This is a genomic window from Kitasatospora sp. NPDC036934 (genome assembly GCF_055608425.1).
On sequence record NZ_JBVJQR010000026.1, the window covers coordinates 79,144 to 93,119 of the forward strand.

A 13,976-nucleotide genomic window follows, 5' to 3' on the forward strand; every position below is an offset into this window, starting at 1 on the left:
TCGTGGCTCATGACTTCTTGGCCTTGGTGGTGTGGGCGGCGACCCAGATCGCGACCGCGATGAGCGTGCCCAGGCCGAAGATCCAGCCGAACAGGCCCTCGGTCACCGGACCGAGGCTGCCGAGGGTGAGACCGCCGGGGTTGGGCTCATCGTTGGTGGTGTGGCGAACGAAGGCCACGATCTGCTTCTTCTGCTCCTCGGGCATGGTGCTGTCCGGGAACGACGGCATGTTCTGCGGGCCGGTCTGCATGGCCTCGTAGATGTGCTTGGCGTCCACGCCCTCCAGCGACGGGGCGTACTTGCCCTTGGTCAGGGCACCGCCCTGACCGGCGAAGTTGTGGCACTGGGCACAGTTGGTGCGGAACAGCTCGCCACCCTTGGAGATGTCGTCAGGGTTGGTCGAGGTGTACTGCTTCGCGTCCGGGGCGATCGGGCCGGGGCCGAGCGACTGGACGAACGCGGCGAGCTGGTCGATCTCGCCCTGGGTGTAGATGGCCTTCTTGCGCGGCACCTGGGCACCGGGCTGCTGGGCCGGCATGCGGCCGGTGCCGACCTGGAAGTCGACGGCGGCGGAGCCCACGCCGACCAGGCTCGGCCCGTCACTGCTGCCCTGGCCGTTCAGGCCGTGGCAGGAGGAGCAGCCGACGGCGAAGAGCTTCTTGCCCTCATCGATCGCGAGCGACTGCGCGGCGACGTCGGCCTTCGCCTTGTCGGCGGGCGCGAACATGCCGTACAGCCCCCCGGTTGCCGCCAGGGCGAGAAGTAGGACGACCAGCGCCGCCAATGGGTGGCGCCGTCGTGCGGAGAGCTTTTTCACGGAATAACCCCGGTGTCAGGATCTGGTCGACTGGTGGGTGCACCCGGCTGCCGGTCTGGCCGGCACGAGGCTGCCTGTCCAAGGCTGCGCGCGCGGTCGGTCGGTGGGAGCGTCGGCACCGGCAGAAGCGGCCCGTCGCCGGTGAGGGCGGGGGCCGCAGCCGGTGGCCAGCGACCTGATCAGCTGGTTACTTGATCAGGTAGATGGTCGCGAACAGGCCGATCCACACGACGTCGACGAAGTGCCAGTAGTAGGACACGACGATCGCGGCGGTGGCCTGCTCGTGCGTGAAGCGCTTGGCTGCGTACGTCCGTCCGAGGACCAGCAGGAAGGCGATCAGACCACCCGTCACGTGCAGACCGTGGAAGCCGGTGGTCAGGTAGAACACCGTGCCGTACGGGTCGGAGGACAGCGAGAGGCCGTCGTTCTTGACCAGCTCGGTGTACTCGTAGACCTGGCCGCCGATGAAGATCGCGCCCATGAAGAACGTGAGGATGAACCAACCGCGGAGCTTCTTCACGTCACCGCGCTCGGCGGCGAACACGCCGAGCTGGCAGGTGAGCGAGGAGAGCACCAGGACGGTGGTGTTGATCGAGGAGAACGTCACGTTGAGGGCGTGCGCCTTCTCGGCCCAGAACTCGGCTCCCTTGACGGAGCGGAGCGTGAAGTACATCGCGAAGAGGGCCGCGAAGAACATCAGCTCGGAACTGAGCCAGACGATCGTTCCGACGCTGACCATGTTCGGTCGATTGACCGATCCGTGCGCGTGCCCGGTTTCTGTTGCTGTTGCTGTCGCCACGACGGACATTATGTCGGTCCCTTATTCCGTCTTCACGTCGGGGGGTGTCCCTCGGAGTGTCCGGTGCGTGCGGTATGCCCGCTTGGGGGCCGACGGGGTGTCCGGACGGGGGCCGACCAGCGGCGTGTCCCTTTTCTGACGGTTCCTCGGAACGGCCCGCTACCCCGTTGCCCGGCGCGTCGTTGCCCGGTCGGCGCAGCGTCGGATCGTAGGGGGGAGAGAGGTGGCATCGGCCGTCCGGGTGGACCTGGCCGACCCGGGTGACGGGCCGTCCTCCGGGCGGGTGAGTCGTGGGCGCGGCGACTTGAGGGGGAACGTGTGCGAGGGGGACCGGCGACGGGTGAAACGGGGGTAGCATCCGGATCAGGTGAACGTGGTCCGGATCACACTTGAGGGAGCAGGGCCCATGGCGTACACGACCGACGAGGCGCTCACCGTCCTCGTCTACAGCGACGACCGCAACACCCGCGAGCAGGTGCTGACGGCACTCGGCCGGCGGCCCGCCGAGGATCTTCCGGAGCTGTCCTACCTCGAGTGCGCGACCACCCCCGCGGTGATCAAGGCGCTGGAGAAGGGCGGCATCGACCTCTGCGTGCTGGACGGCGAGGCGGTGCCGGCCGGCGGCCTCGGCCTCGGACGCCAGCTCAAGGACGAGATCTACGGCTGCCCGCCGGTGCTGGTGCTGATCGGCCGGCCGCAGGACTCCTGGCTCGCCGCCTGGAGCCGGGCCGACGCCGCGATCTCCCACCCGGTGGACCCGGTGGCGCTGGCCGAGGCGGTCGCCACCCTGCTGCGGGCACGGGTGGCCAAGCGGGCCCCGGCCACGCGTTGAACAGCGCCGTCTCAGTACTAGAGAAGACGGGGCCGTAGGGACCCCGCCGCTCGATAGGCTGGCTCCATCCGTACGGACGTCCCCCGAGCGGGGAACCGACAACAGCTGGAGTCAGCCATGGTGAACGTGAACCCTGCGAACGGTGGTACCGACCCCGCGCAGGTGGTCCGCACCTGGCCGGACCTCCTGGCGGCGCTGTTGAAGGGGGAGGACCTCGACCGCTCGTCCACCGCGTGGGCGATGGACCGGATCATGAGCGGCGAGGCGTCCCCCGTCCAGGTGGCCGGGTTCATGGTGGCGCTGCGGGCCAAGGGCGAGACGGTCGACGAGGTCGCGGGCCTGGTGGACGCGATGTACGAGCACGCCGAGCCGCTGGAGATCCCCGGCCCGGCGGTCGACATCGTCGGCACCGGCGGGGACCGGGCGAAGACCGTCAACATCTCGACCATGTCGGCGATCGTCGCGGCGGCGGCCGGGGCCAAGGTGGTCAAGCACGGCAACCGGGCCGCCTCCTCGTCCAGCGGGTCCTCGGACGTGCTGGAGAAGCTCGGGGTGGTGCTGGACCTCTCCTCCCGGCGAGTGGCCGAGGTGGCCGAGGAGGTCGGGCTCACCTTCTGCTTCGCGGCGAAGTTCCACCCCTCGATGCGGCACGCCGCCACCGCGCGGCGCGATCTCGGGGTGCCCACCGCGTTCAACCTCCTCGGCCCGCTGACCAATCCGGCGAAGGTCACCTCGCACGCCATCGGCTGCTTCGACACCCGGCTGTCCGGGCTGATCGCCGGGGTGCTCGCCCGGCGCGGGGCGACGGCACTGGTGTTCCGCGGCGACGACGGCCTGGACGAACTGACCATCACCACCACCTCGCGGGTCTGGGTGGTGCGCGACGGGGGGGTCACCGAGACCACCTTCGACCCGCGGGACGTCGGCATCGAACTGGTCGGCATCGAGGCGCTGCGCGGGGCTGACGCCGCGTACAACGCCGAGGTGGCGCGCCGGCTGCTGGCCGGGGAGCGCGGGCCGGTGCGGGACGCCGTCCTGCTCAACACCGCGGCGGCGCTGGTCGCGCTCGACCTGGGCGACGCGCCGCTGGCCGAGCAGCTCGCGGCGGGCATGGTGCGGGCGGCGGAGGCGATCGACTCGGGCCGGGCGCAGGACCTGCTGCGGCGTTGGTCGGAGGCCACCAGCCGGATCTGAGGCGGCAGTTGAGGGCCCGTGCCGGTTCGTGGGCACGGGCCCTTCGCGCGCGCCCCGAGCCGATGCGCCCCGAGCGTCGGCGCCGGGTCGGAGCGCCCCGGAGGCGAGGGGCGAAGACGCTGTCCGGATGGTGGATGGCCGTTTGACCGTCCGACGTACCCGACCTAGAGTCTTCGCCAGGTCATGAGTGACAGCGTCAAGCCCCAGCTTGCTGTCCGGCAACCCTCCGTCCGTGGCGGGGTGCCCTGGGTGAGGACCGGGTCGCCGGGCACGCCGTCCGCGCGACAAGCGCGGACACCGGACGACGAGTACTCCCGGGGTCCCTTACCCCGTGAAGGAGTGCATCCTCATGTCCCTCGCTCTCGAAACCGCCGCCCCGCTCGCCGTCCTCGGCCACGACGTCCAGGTGCCGCTGGTCAGCGGTGCGAAGGTCGGCTACGCGGCGCTCGACTACGCGGCCAGCGCGCCGGCGCTCCAGCGGGTGTGGGACGACGTCGCCGCCTACGCGCCGTACTACGGCAGCGTGCACCGCGGGGCCGGGTACCTCTCGCAGCTGTCCACCGACCTGTTCGAGCAGAGCCGACGGACCGTCGCCGAGTTCCTCGACCTGCGCGAGGGCGACCAGGTGGTCTTCACCCGCGCCACCACCGACTCGCTCAACCTGCTGGCCGCGGCGGTGCCGGCGGGCACCCGGGTGTTCGCCTTCGAGACCGAGCACCACGCCTCGCTGCTGCCCTGGGCGCACGCCGGGCTGGAGGTCGGGTACCTGCGGGCGCCGCGCTCGCGGGCCGAGGCGGTGGAGGCGTTGGAGACCGCGCTGGCCGCCGCGCCCGAGGGCCCCAAGCTGCTGTGCGTCACCGGCGCCTCCAATGTGACCGGCGAGCTGTGGCCGGTCGCGGAGCTGACCGCGACCGCGCACCGGTACGGCGCCCGGGTGGTGCTGGACGCCGCCCAACTGGCCCCGCACCACCGGGTCTCGGTGCGCGAGCTGGGCGTCGACTGGATCGCCTTCTCCGGCCACAAGCTGTACGCGCCGTTCGGCGCCGGAGTGCTGGCCGGGCGGGCCGACTGGCTGGACGCGGCCGAGCCGTACCTGGCCGGCGGCGGGGCGACCCGGACGGTGGCCCGGGAGCCGGACGGCTCGGTGGCGGTCCAGTGGCACACCGGCCCGGCCCGGCACGAGGCCGGCTCGCCCAACGTGATCGGCGCCTACGCGATCGCCTCGGCCTGTCGGGCGCTCACCGAGGCCGGCTTCGACGCGCTGGAGGCCCGGGAGCGGCAGCTGGTCGACCGGCTGACGGCCGGGCTGGGGGAGATCCCGGAGGTCCGGGTGCTGAACCTGTTCGGCGCCGGCTCGGCCCGGGTGGGCGTGCTGTCCTTCGTCGTCCGGGGCTGGAACAGCTCGCACTTCTCGGCCGCGCTGTCCGCCGAGTACGGCATCGGGGTGCGCGACGGGCTGTTCTGCGCCCACCCGCTGGTGCGGACCCTCCTCGGGGACGAGGACGTCGCTCCGTCCGAGTGCGGGGCGCCCGAGCCCTCGCTGCCGGGCGAGCGCAGCCTGAACGCGATCCGGGTGAGCTTCGGGGCGGGCACGCCGGACGAGCACGTGGAGCGCTTCCTGACCGCCGTCCGTGAGCTGGTCACCGACGGCGCGGCGTGGAACTACCGCAACGAGGGCGGCCGTTGCGTCGCCGACACCCGACGCGAGGGCTGAGGGGTGCGGGCGGACCGCTACTCGTCCAGGCCGAGGGCGAAGGCCGCTTCCAGGTCGTGCTGGGAGTAGGTGCGGAAGGCGATCTGGGTCTCGGTGTGGGCCACGCCCGGGACCTTGTTGAGCCGGCCCGGGATGACCTCGGCCAGGTCGTCGTGACGGCGCACCCGGACCATTGCCACCAGGTCGTAGCCACCGGTCACCGAGTACACCTCGCTGACCCCCTCGATCGCGGCGATGGCCTCGGCGATCTCCGGGATGCGGTCGACACTGGTCTTGATCAGGACGATGGCAGTGATCACTGTGCGGGCTCCTTCATGGGGTGCGGCCAGCGTATCGGGCCTCAGCCGGGCCGTCTCGGGGGGTGTCCGACCACGGTGCAGGCGTACAGGAAGCCGGCCGAGAAGCCGATCACGTGCACCAGGTAGGCCACTCCGGGCCCGGCCGAGTGCACCGACCACCACTGCAGGGCGAACCACAGGCCGAGCACCAGCCAGGCCGGGAAGCGCAGCGGGAGGAAGAGGAGCAGCGGGACCAGGGTGGTCACCCGGGCCCGCGGGTGGAAGCGCAGGTAGGCGCCGAGGGCGGCGGCGATCGCGCCCGAGGCGCCGATCAGGACCCGGGTGGAGTCCGGCGAGCGGGCCTCGGCGAGCGCGAAACCGTACGAGGCCAGGCTGCCGGCGGCCAGGTAGAAGAGGAGGTACCTGGCCCGGCCGACCCGGCGTTCGACGGTGGGGCCGAAGACGTGGAGGAAGAGCAGGTTGCCCAGCAGGTGCAGCCAGCCGGCGTGCAGGAAGAGGCCGGTGAGGGCGGACACGGCGGGGTGCTTGCCCGGGGTGGGGGCGGCGGGGCAGCCGGGGACCGGGTCGGGGGCCTCGGCCAGCTGCTCGGCGGTGAGCGGGTGGCCGGTCAGCAGTTCGGCGGGGACGGCTCCCCAGCGCTGCTCGTAGCGCTGCTCGGCGCAGATCCGGGCCTGGCCGGTGCCGTACAGCGGGTTGACGCCGGCCGCCGGGCCGAGCAGGAAGACCAGGGTGTTGACCGCGATCAGGGCGTAGGTGACCGCCGGGGCGGCCACCGCCGGGCGGCCGTCCCGGGCGTCGGTGTGGCCGGGGGTCGCGAGCGCCATGCGGCCAAGCATCCCTCCGGGCGCGGCAGGTGACACAGCGGTTTACGGCAGGTGGACTACCGGTCGGTCCGGTGGGCCGGAACGGGCTCCGGTCATCTCGGCTGACCGGTGGTCCTGATGGTTGCCCCAGGCAATAGGCTTGGGCCGGGCAATCCCGCCTCCCGCCGCCGACGCCGGGGCTCCGGGGGGAGCGCCTAGCCCACCCAGGGAACCAGCCGAGAGGATCCCCGATGACCGTCCCCGCCCTGACCGCCGAGACGCGCTGGCGCTGCACGCTGTGCGGCAACCTCACCCGCTTCGACGTGACCCGCACCGCGCGGGTGACCGAGTTCCTGCACTTCGACCTGGCCGGCGAGTCCAAGGTCGAGGAGACCGAGGTGCACAGCGAGACGGTCGAGTCGGTGCGCTGCCGCTGGTGCAACGCGGTGGACCAGGTCGAGCTGGTGGCCCGCCCGGGCGCCGAGGGCGCGGAGGCCCCTGCCGCGCAGGGCTGACCCCTCCGGTGCGGCGGGCGGTGCGCGACGCGGCCGTCCACCGCACGGGACAATACAGACAAGACGCACGGAGCGTGACGACAGGGGCGGCCGCGGCCGCACCCGCTGGACCAGGATCGGAGCCGAGGACGTGGTGGACGCAGCGAGGGAGCCCGGCGAACCGCAGGGGCTTCAGCCCGCTGCGCAGGCACCGCAGCCGGCCGCCGGGACGGTTCCGTCCGAGACCACTGCCCCGGGTGCCGCGGCGGAGCGCACGGCCGAGAAGCTGGACCGGCCGCTGCCCGAGGGCGTGCGCCGACGGGTGGTCGGGCTGGCCTCGGACGCGCTGGGCGGGCTGCCGCCCGGGGAACTGCCGCAGAGCCTGCGTCAGTACGCCAAGTTCACTCCCGCGCGGCGGGCCAAGTACGCGGCCACCGCGCTGGCGGCGGCGCTGGAGTCCGAGCCGGCCTTCCGGGTGCGGATAGCGGAGCGGCTGCGGCTGGGCCAGCCGGACCTGGTGAAGGCGCTGGAGTCGGGCACCGTCCCCGGCGCCGCCGATCCGATGGACGTCGCGGCCGCCGCCTACCTGGTGCGGTCGGCGGGCTGGAGCCGGTTGGTCGCCGAGGCCGGCGAGGAGGCCGAGCGGGCCGGCGCCGAGGACGCGGTGGCGGAGGCCTCCCGGCTGGTGGAGAAGCTGCAGGCCGAGCTGGCCGAGGTGCGGGCCGCCGCCCGGGCGGACCTGGACCGCCAGCGCGCGGAGTTCGAGGGCGTCCGGCGGGAGGCCGAGTCGCTGCGCAAGAAGGTGCGGTCGCTGGAGAGCGACACCCGCCGGGCGCAGGCCGAGACCCGGCGGGTGGCCGGCGAGCTGGAGGCCGCCAGGGCGCAGGCCGCGGGCGAGCGCAGTGCGGCCGAGAGCGAGGCGCGGCGGCTGCGGCACCGGGTGTCCGAGCTGGAGAACGCGGCCGAGCAGGGCCGCCGCTCGGCCCGGGAGGGGCGCAGCGTCGAGGACATGCGGCTGCGGCTGCTGCTGGACACCGTGCTGCAGTCGGCGCAGGGGCTGCAGCGCGAGCTGGCGCTGCCGGTCTCCCAGATCCGCCCGGCGGACCTGGTGGAGGCGGTGGTGCCGGGGGCGGCCTCGCCGCACGACGTGGCCCGGCGCGGCCTGGCCGACGACGACCCGGCGCTGCTGGACCAGCTGCTGGCGATCCCCCAGGTGCACCTGGTGGTGGACGGCTACAACGTGACCAAGACCGGGTACCCGACGCTGCCGCTGGAGCAGCAGCGGATCCGGCTGCTGGGCGGGCTGGCGATGCTGGCCCAGCGCACCCAGGCGGAGGTCACCTGTGTGTTCGACGGGCAGGACCTGGACGTCCCGGTCATCATGGCGCCACCGCGCGGGGTGCGGGTACGGTTCAGTCGGACCGGCGAGACCGCGGACGAGTTGATCCGCCGTCTGGTCCGGGCCGAGCCGCAGGGCCGTCCGGTGGTGGTGGTCTCCACCGACCGGGAGGTCGCGGACGGCGTGCGGAAGGCGGGCGCGCGCCCGGTGGCCTCGGTGCTGCTGCTGAACCGGCTGGCCAGGCCCTGACCAGCGGCCCGGGCGGCGTGACGGCAGGTCAGCGCCGTCGTCGGGCGGGTGTGCGGATCCGGTGAAGTCACTGGGAGAACCGGAGTTCACGCCTTCGGGGGAGTGGCAAAACGGGTAGATCTTCACTAGGGTCTGGCGTCAAACCTATTTTCCGGTATCTCACCCGAACAGGTGAGTCCGTTGGAAGAAGGAGCGGGTCTCTTGGCCTCCCACCGCCGTCCCAAGCAGCCGAGCCGCGCGCGGGTCTCCGTGCTCACCGCGGCCGCTGCGACCGCGGTCGCCCTCTCCGCCCAGGTGGCCGCACACGCCGCGCCGCAGCCGAACACCAGCGACGTCAAGGCGCAGATCGACCAGCTCCAGCAGGAGCAGGAGCAGGCGGCGGAGAAGTACAACGGCGCCAAGGAGCGTGCGGACCAGCTCCGCAAGCAGGCCGACCAGTTGCAGGACCAGGTGGCCCGCAGCCAGGACCAGATGAGCCAGCTGCAGACCGGCCTGGCCCAGGTCGCCGGCGAGCAGTACCGCACCGGCGGCATCGACCCGTCCGTCCAGCTGATGCTCTCCTCCGACCCGTCGGGCTACCTGGAGAAGGCGTCGAGCGTCCAGCAGGCCAGCACCACCCAGACCGAGGCGCTCAAGGGCCTGCTCGACCAGCAGCGCCGGCTGGACCAGGAGAAGAGCGAGGCGGCCGCCGTGCTGGCCTCGCTGGACTCCACCACCAAGGACCTGAACCAGGCCAAGACGGACGTCAACACCAAGCTGAAGACCGCCCAGGACCTGCTGAACTCGCTCAGCGCCGCCGACCGCGCCGCGCTGAAGGCCCAGCAGCAGCAGGACGACCGCGCCTCGCGCGGCGCCGACCGGGTCGACCTCAGCAGCCTTCCGCCGGCCAGCGGCTACGCGGCCGTGGCCGTCGCCAAGGCGATGAGCAAGCAGGGTTCGCCGTACGTGTGGGGCGCCACCGGGCCGAGCACCTTCGACTGCTCGGGTCTGATGGTCTGGGCGTACGGCCAGGCCGGCGTCTCGCTGCCGCGCACCTCGCAGGAGCAGGGCCACATCGGGACGGCCGTGACACTGGCCACCGCCCAGCCCGGGGACCTGGTGATCTACGGCGGCGACATGCACCACGTCGCGATGTACATCGGCAACGGCATGGTGGTCCACGCGCCGCACACCGGTGACGTGGTGAAGGTGATGAAGGCCGATGCCATGTCGATCAACACGATCCGCCGGATCTGACGAGCCGACACGCCCGAAGGGCCGGCTCCGGCCCTGTGATCCGCGCCACCTCCCGACGGGGGTGGCGCTTCGGGTTCGCCCGCCTCATGGCCGATCGGTGAGAGTCGATCAGCTTTGCGTCCGGCGGCGATCACCATCAGTCATTTTCACAAAAGAACATGGGCAATCTTCCGTCTTTTTTCTGACAAGGATTTGAACGGATCACGGTTCAGTTACTAGGGTCGTGCCTCGAACCACCGCACTGTCGATCACCCAGCCTGGGTGGCGGCGGTGGTTACCGTCGAGTTCGCGAAACAGCGGGGCAGGTCGAAGCGACTGCCCGACAGGGGAGCCCAGTAGTCGGGGGCGCTGCGGAGCGGAGCCGGGGAACCACGTTCCTCCGGGGTGAATCGGCGCCAGGTCGGCCGCAGGTGAGGCCGGTGAGGCGCCGTAGGGCATGCTTCCGGCCCGAACCCGTCAGCTCACCCGGTAGGCGGATGTAGGAAGAAGGAGTCCGCCTTCGTGGCGTCCCATCGTCGTCCCAAGCCCGCCAGTCGCGCTCGTGTCTCGATCCTGACCGGTTTCGCCGCCGCCGCCGTCGCGCTCTCCGCGCAGACCGGCGCGCACGCCGACCCGCAGCCGACCAAGGACCAGGTCAAGGAGCAGGTCGACCAGCTCAACGAGCAGGCCGAGCAGGCGACCGAGAAGTACAACGCCGCCCAGGAGAAGCAGCAGGAGCTGGAGAAGCAGGTCTCCGGCATGCAGGACCAGGTGGCCCGGCAGCAGGCTCAGGTGACCGACCTGCAGGGCGGCCTCGCCGAGATCGCGGGCGAGCAGTACCGCAACGGTGGGATATCCCCGACCGTCCAGCTGATGCTCTCCTCCAGCCCGGACAACTTCCTGAACCAGGCCGGTGCGCTCAACCAGGCCGGCAGCACCCAGAAGAACCAGCTGAAGCAGCTCCAGGACCAGCAGCGCAAGCTGGACCAGGACCGCACCGAGGCCCAGAGCAAGCTCGGCGAGCTTGAAGCCACCACCACGCAGCTGAAGGCCTCCAAGGACGAGGTCCAGAACAAGCTGAAGGCCGCCCAGGACCTGCTCAACACGCTGACCGAGCAGGAGCGCCAGGCGCTCAAGGCGGCCGAGGACAAGGCCGCCGCCGACGCCAAGGCCAAGGCGGACGCCGCCGCGAAGGCCGTCCAGCCGGCCGACCGCGCCTCGCGCGACAGCAGCCGCAGCGACCTCGGCTCGGGCGCCGCGGCCGCGCCGGTCAAGGTCGCCCCGGGCAGCTCGCACGGCGCGGCCGCGCTGGCCGCCGCCGCCACCAAGGTCGGCAGCCCGTACGTCTGGGGCGCCACCGGCCCCGGCTCCTTCGACTGCTCCGGCCTGATGGTCTGGGCGTTCAACCAGGCGGGTGTGTCGCTGCCGCGCACCTCCCAGGAGCAGGCCGGCGCCGGCACCCGGATCGGCTCGGACATCTCCCAGGCCCAGCCCGGTGACATGCTGATCTTCTACGGCGACGCCCACCACGTCGGCATCTACGCGGGCAACGGCCAGGTGCTGCACGCGCCCAAGCCGGGTGCGTCGGTCCGCTACGAGGCCGTCTCCAACATGCCGCTGGCCTCCATCGTCCGGGTCTGATCCCCGCTCGAAGGTTCACGGGCCCGGTCCTCCGTCACGGAGGGCCGGGCCTGCGGCTTTTCCGGCTGCTCGGCCTGGTGTCCGAATAGGGGTCAAATATTCGGGTCGGTAGGGGTTTGGACTCACTTGCCCGGACTCGCTAACGTCTGCCACCGGACTCCCGCTCGACGGCCGCCCAGCAGGGCGCGGCCGCGGGGCCGCGCCGCAGGAATGGAGCCGCTGCAGCCATGCCCGTGCACCGTCGTTCCCAACTGCTCGCCCGTGCGCTGGTACTGACCGCGGCCGCCACCACGGCCCTGGGCGTGGCGACCGCCGGCAGCGCCCAGGCCACCCCCGGCGCGCCGGATGCGCCCGACCGCAAGGACGTCAAGGCTCAGGTCGAGCAGCTGTACGACGAGGCCGAGCAGGCGTCGGAGAAGTACAACGCCGCCCAGGAGGCGCAGAAGCGGCTGCTCGGCGAGACCACGATCCTCCAGGGCGAGGTCGCCGCCGCCCAGGACCAGCTCAACCAGCTGCGCGGGGACCTCGCCACGGTGGCCGGGGCCGAGTACCGCGGCGGAGGGATGGCCCAGACCGCCCAGCTGATGCTCTCCACCGACCCCGAGGGCTACCTGGCCCGCGCCCGGACCCTCGGCCAGGCCGCCGAACGGCAGCAGGAGACCCTGCACGAGCTGGTCGCCCGTCAGCGCCGGCTCGACCAGCGCCGCACCGAGACCGCGGCCAAGCTCGCCGAGCTGGACCAGGCCCGCCGCTCGCTGGCCGAGAACAAGCAGCAGATCCAGCAGCGGCTGGCCAAGGCCCAGAAGCTGCTCAACAGCCTGGGCGCCGCCGAGCGGACCCGGATGATCGCCCAGGACGCCCGGGACGCCGAGTCGCGCGCCACCCGCGGCACCGACCGGCTGGACCTCGGCAGCGCCCCGGCCGCCTCCGAGCGCGGGGCCGCCGCGCTGGCCGCCGCGGTGCGGATGGTCGGCTCGCCCTACGTCTACGGGTCCACCGGGCCCCGTGCCTTCGACTGCTCCGGTCTGATGTACTACAGCTGGCGGCAGGCCGGAGTGACCCTGCCGCGGACCTCGCAGGCCCAGGCGTACGCCGGGCAGCGGATCAGCCTCTCCGAAGCACGGCCGGGAGACCTGGTGATCTTCTACCGGGACATGCACCACGTCGGGATGTACGCCGGCGGCGGGGTGATGGTGCACGCGCCGTACCCGGGGGCCAAAGTCCGGTACGAGAGCGTCAACGCGATGCCGGTCTCGGGAGTGGTCCGGCTCTGAGCGCGACGCCCGGCGGGCCGGACGGCCCCCACCCGATAGACCCGGCGCGCTGCGTGGTGTCCCGGCGCGGTGCGCTGCTGCTGGCGGCCGGCGGGCTGGCCCAGCTGTCGCTGCCGCCGGCCGCCCCGGCGACGGTGCCCGACGGGCGGGACGCCGACCTGCGGGCCGAGGTCGCCGGGCTGCTGGCGGCGCGGGCGAGCTCGCTGCCCGTCTGGTCGGGGCTGACCGGGGCCGAGGCGGCGTACCGCGGCCTGGTGCTGTCGCCGGCCGACGGGCCGGACCGGCCGACGCTGACCGTCTCCGTCGAACTGGCCGTGCGGATCACCGGTTACGACGAGTACCCCGTGGTGTACCCGCGCCGGATCGAGCTGGTCCGGGACCGGGGCGGCTGGCGGGTCGAGCGGGAGGAGGGCACCGGCGGGCCCCCGGCGCTGTGGGACCTCGGCCCCGTCCGTACCGCCCCCGGCGCCCACTGCCTGGTGCTCGGCCTGGCCGGTGGGCCCGATCCGGCCGGTCTGGTCGCGGTGGGGGACAACGCGGTGCCCGCCGTCAGTGCGGTCTGGGGCAGTGCCTGGTCCGGCCGGCTGCTGCTCGAACTGCCCGCCACCGAGCCGCAGTTCGCCCGGCTGCTGGAAGCCGACCCGGCCGGCTGGACGGGCATGGCCGCAGTCACCGTGGCCGCCCCCGGCGCGCCCTGGCACACCCCGGCGGACCGGGTGGTGATCAACCCCGAGGCGTTCGGGCGGCTCAGCGACTTCGGCCGGCAGGTGGTGGTCACCCACGAGGCCACCCACGTCGCGACCCGGGCCGACACCCGGGCCTGGACCCCGCTGTGGCTCTCCGAGGGCGTCGCCGACTGGACCGCCTACCGGGAGTCCGGCCGCCGCCCGCAGCAGATCGCCCCCGAGCTGGCCCGGGACGTCGCGGCCGGGAAGCTGCCCACCGCGCTGCCCGCCGACGGGGATTTCGCCGCGGGCGCCACCGGCATCGCCCAGGCCTACGAGCAGTCCTGGCTGGCCTGCGACCTGATCGCCCGCCGGTACGGCACCGGGCGGTTGGTCGCCTTCTACCGGGCGGTCGGCGCGGGCGACGGCCAGGGCGAGGACCGCGAGCACCGCACCGACCGGCTGCTGCGCAGCGAACTGGGCGTCGGGCTGGCCGAGTTCACCGGGCTCTGGCTGGCCGAGGTGGCGGCTCTGAAGGGTTAGGGGCAATGCCGGTGACTTTGCTGTCTCTGCCTCGTTGATGGTGGTGTGGCGAGGGTGGGGCAGGTCAAGTCGCCTGCGGGTGAGCGGTTGTCGGATCG

13 protein-coding genes and 2 riboswitches are annotated in these 13,976 nt (G+C 72.7%); of the genes, 9 read left to right on the forward strand and 4 right to left on the reverse strand.

Going from position 1 to position 13,976, the window contains the following annotated elements; genetic code table 11:
* Positions 1-7: 7 nt before the first annotated feature.
* The gene (gene qcrC / locus ACZ7BZ_RS30780) at positions 8-817 is read right to left on the reverse strand and encodes a cytochrome bc1 complex diheme cytochrome c subunit (RefSeq protein WP_380458896.1); all 810 of its coding nucleotides are present in this window, start codon (positions 815-817) and stop codon (positions 8-10) included.
* Between the two features lie 187 nt (positions 818-1,004).
* Positions 1,005-1,625 carry an aa3-type cytochrome oxidase subunit III gene (gene ctaE, locus ACZ7BZ_RS30785; protein WP_188303997.1) on the reverse strand — a complete coding sequence of 207 codons (621 nt, stop codon included), beginning with the start codon at positions 1,623-1,625 and terminating at the stop codon, positions 1,005-1,007.
* 397 nt (positions 1,626-2,022) lie between these two features.
* Between ctaE and ACZ7BZ_RS30790 the strand changes: the two genes are divergently transcribed.
* From ACZ7BZ_RS30790 to ACZ7BZ_RS30800, 3 genes are all read left to right on the forward strand, one after another.
* Complete coding sequence (locus ACZ7BZ_RS30790) at positions 2,023-2,448, forward strand: response regulator (RefSeq protein ID WP_470361179.1); 426 nt, start codon at positions 2,023-2,025, stop codon at positions 2,446-2,448.
* Positions 2,449-2,565: 117 nt separating this feature from the next.
* Positions 2,566-3,642, forward strand: coding sequence for an anthranilate phosphoribosyltransferase (gene trpD / locus ACZ7BZ_RS30795; protein WP_470361180.1), 1,077 nt, complete (start codon positions 2,566-2,568; stop codon positions 3,640-3,642).
* Positions 3,643-3,821: 179 nt separating this feature from the next.
* A riboswitch (SAM riboswitch) is annotated at positions 3,822-3,939 on the forward strand.
* A 52-nt stretch (positions 3,940-3,991) separates the two neighbouring features.
* Positions 3,992-5,356 (forward strand): aminotransferase class V-fold PLP-dependent enzyme, encoded by a 1,365-nt coding sequence (locus ACZ7BZ_RS30800; RefSeq protein WP_470361181.1) that lies wholly within the window; start codon positions 3,992-3,994, stop codon positions 5,354-5,356.
* A 17-nt stretch (positions 5,357-5,373) separates the two neighbouring features.
* On the opposite strand, the gene ACZ7BZ_RS30805 is transcribed toward ACZ7BZ_RS30800, so the two are convergent.
* Positions 5,374-5,655, reverse strand: a complete 282-nt coding sequence (locus ACZ7BZ_RS30805; protein ID WP_030240061.1) for an Lrp/AsnC ligand binding domain-containing protein — start codon at positions 5,653-5,655, stop codon at positions 5,374-5,376.
* Between the two features lie 41 nt (positions 5,656-5,696).
* Positions 5,697-6,479 (reverse strand): rhomboid family intramembrane serine protease, encoded by a 783-nt coding sequence (locus ACZ7BZ_RS30810; protein ID WP_380458886.1) that lies wholly within the window; start codon positions 6,477-6,479, stop codon positions 5,697-5,699.
* A gap of 230 nt (positions 6,480-6,709) precedes the next feature.
* On the opposite strand from ACZ7BZ_RS30810, the gene ACZ7BZ_RS30815 reads away from it, so the two are divergent.
* From ACZ7BZ_RS30815 to ACZ7BZ_RS30840, 6 genes are all read left to right on the forward strand, one after another.
* Complete coding sequence (locus tag ACZ7BZ_RS30815; RefSeq protein WP_350504551.1) at positions 6,710-6,973, forward strand: hypothetical protein; 264 nt, start codon at positions 6,710-6,712, stop codon at positions 6,971-6,973.
* 265 nt (positions 6,974-7,238) lie between these two features.
* Positions 7,239-8,540, forward strand: a complete 1,302-nt coding sequence (locus ACZ7BZ_RS30820; RefSeq protein WP_465747597.1) for an NYN domain-containing protein — start codon at positions 7,239-7,241, stop codon at positions 8,538-8,540.
* Between the two features lie 201 nt (positions 8,541-8,741).
* Entirely contained in the window at positions 8,742-9,776 is a 1,035-nt protein-coding gene (locus tag ACZ7BZ_RS30825; RefSeq protein ID WP_380458878.1) for a C40 family peptidase, read from the forward strand.
* A gap of 336 nt (positions 9,777-10,112) precedes the next feature.
* A riboswitch (cyclic di-AMP (ydaO/yuaA leader) is annotated at positions 10,113-10,267 on the forward strand.
* A 10-nt stretch (positions 10,268-10,277) separates the two neighbouring features.
* Positions 10,278-11,396, forward strand: coding sequence for an NlpC/P60 family protein (locus tag ACZ7BZ_RS30830; protein ID WP_470361182.1), 1,119 nt, complete (start codon positions 10,278-10,280; stop codon positions 11,394-11,396).
* Positions 11,397-11,623: 227 nt separating this feature from the next.
* Positions 11,624-12,670 (forward strand): C40 family peptidase, encoded by a 1,047-nt coding sequence (locus ACZ7BZ_RS30835; RefSeq protein WP_470361183.1) that lies wholly within the window; start codon positions 11,624-11,626, stop codon positions 12,668-12,670.
* A 53-nt stretch (positions 12,671-12,723) separates the two neighbouring features.
* Positions 12,724-13,878, forward strand: a complete 1,155-nt coding sequence (locus ACZ7BZ_RS30840) for a hypothetical protein (protein WP_470361184.1) — start codon at positions 12,724-12,726, stop codon at positions 13,876-13,878.
* The last annotated feature ends 98 nt before the right edge of the window (positions 13,879-13,976 follow it).

Bases quoted from the DNA above. Each gene is read 5' to 3' on its own strand.
- ctaE (WP_188303997.1), bottom strand. From the start codon at position 1,625: ATGTCCGTCGTGGCGACAGCAACAGCAACAGAAACCGGGCACGCGCAC.
- ACZ7BZ_RS30790 (WP_470361179.1), top strand. From the start codon at position 2,023: ATGGCGTACACGACCGACGAGGCGCTCACCGTCCTCGTCTACAGCGAC.
- trpD (WP_470361180.1), top strand. From the start codon at position 2,566: ATGGTGAACGTGAACCCTGCGAACGGTGGTACCGACCCCGCGCAGGTG.
- ACZ7BZ_RS30800 (WP_470361181.1), top strand. From the start codon at position 3,992: ATGTCCCTCGCTCTCGAAACCGCCGCCCCGCTCGCCGTCCTCGGCCAC.
- ACZ7BZ_RS30810 (WP_380458886.1), bottom strand. From the start codon at position 6,479: ATGGCGCTCGCGACCCCCGGCCACACCGACGCCCGGGACGGCCGCCCG.
- ACZ7BZ_RS30815 (WP_350504551.1), top strand. From the start codon at position 6,710: ATGACCGTCCCCGCCCTGACCGCCGAGACGCGCTGGCGCTGCACGCTG.
- ACZ7BZ_RS30835 (WP_470361183.1), top strand. From the start codon at position 11,624: ATGCCCGTGCACCGTCGTTCCCAACTGCTCGCCCGTGCGCTGGTACTG.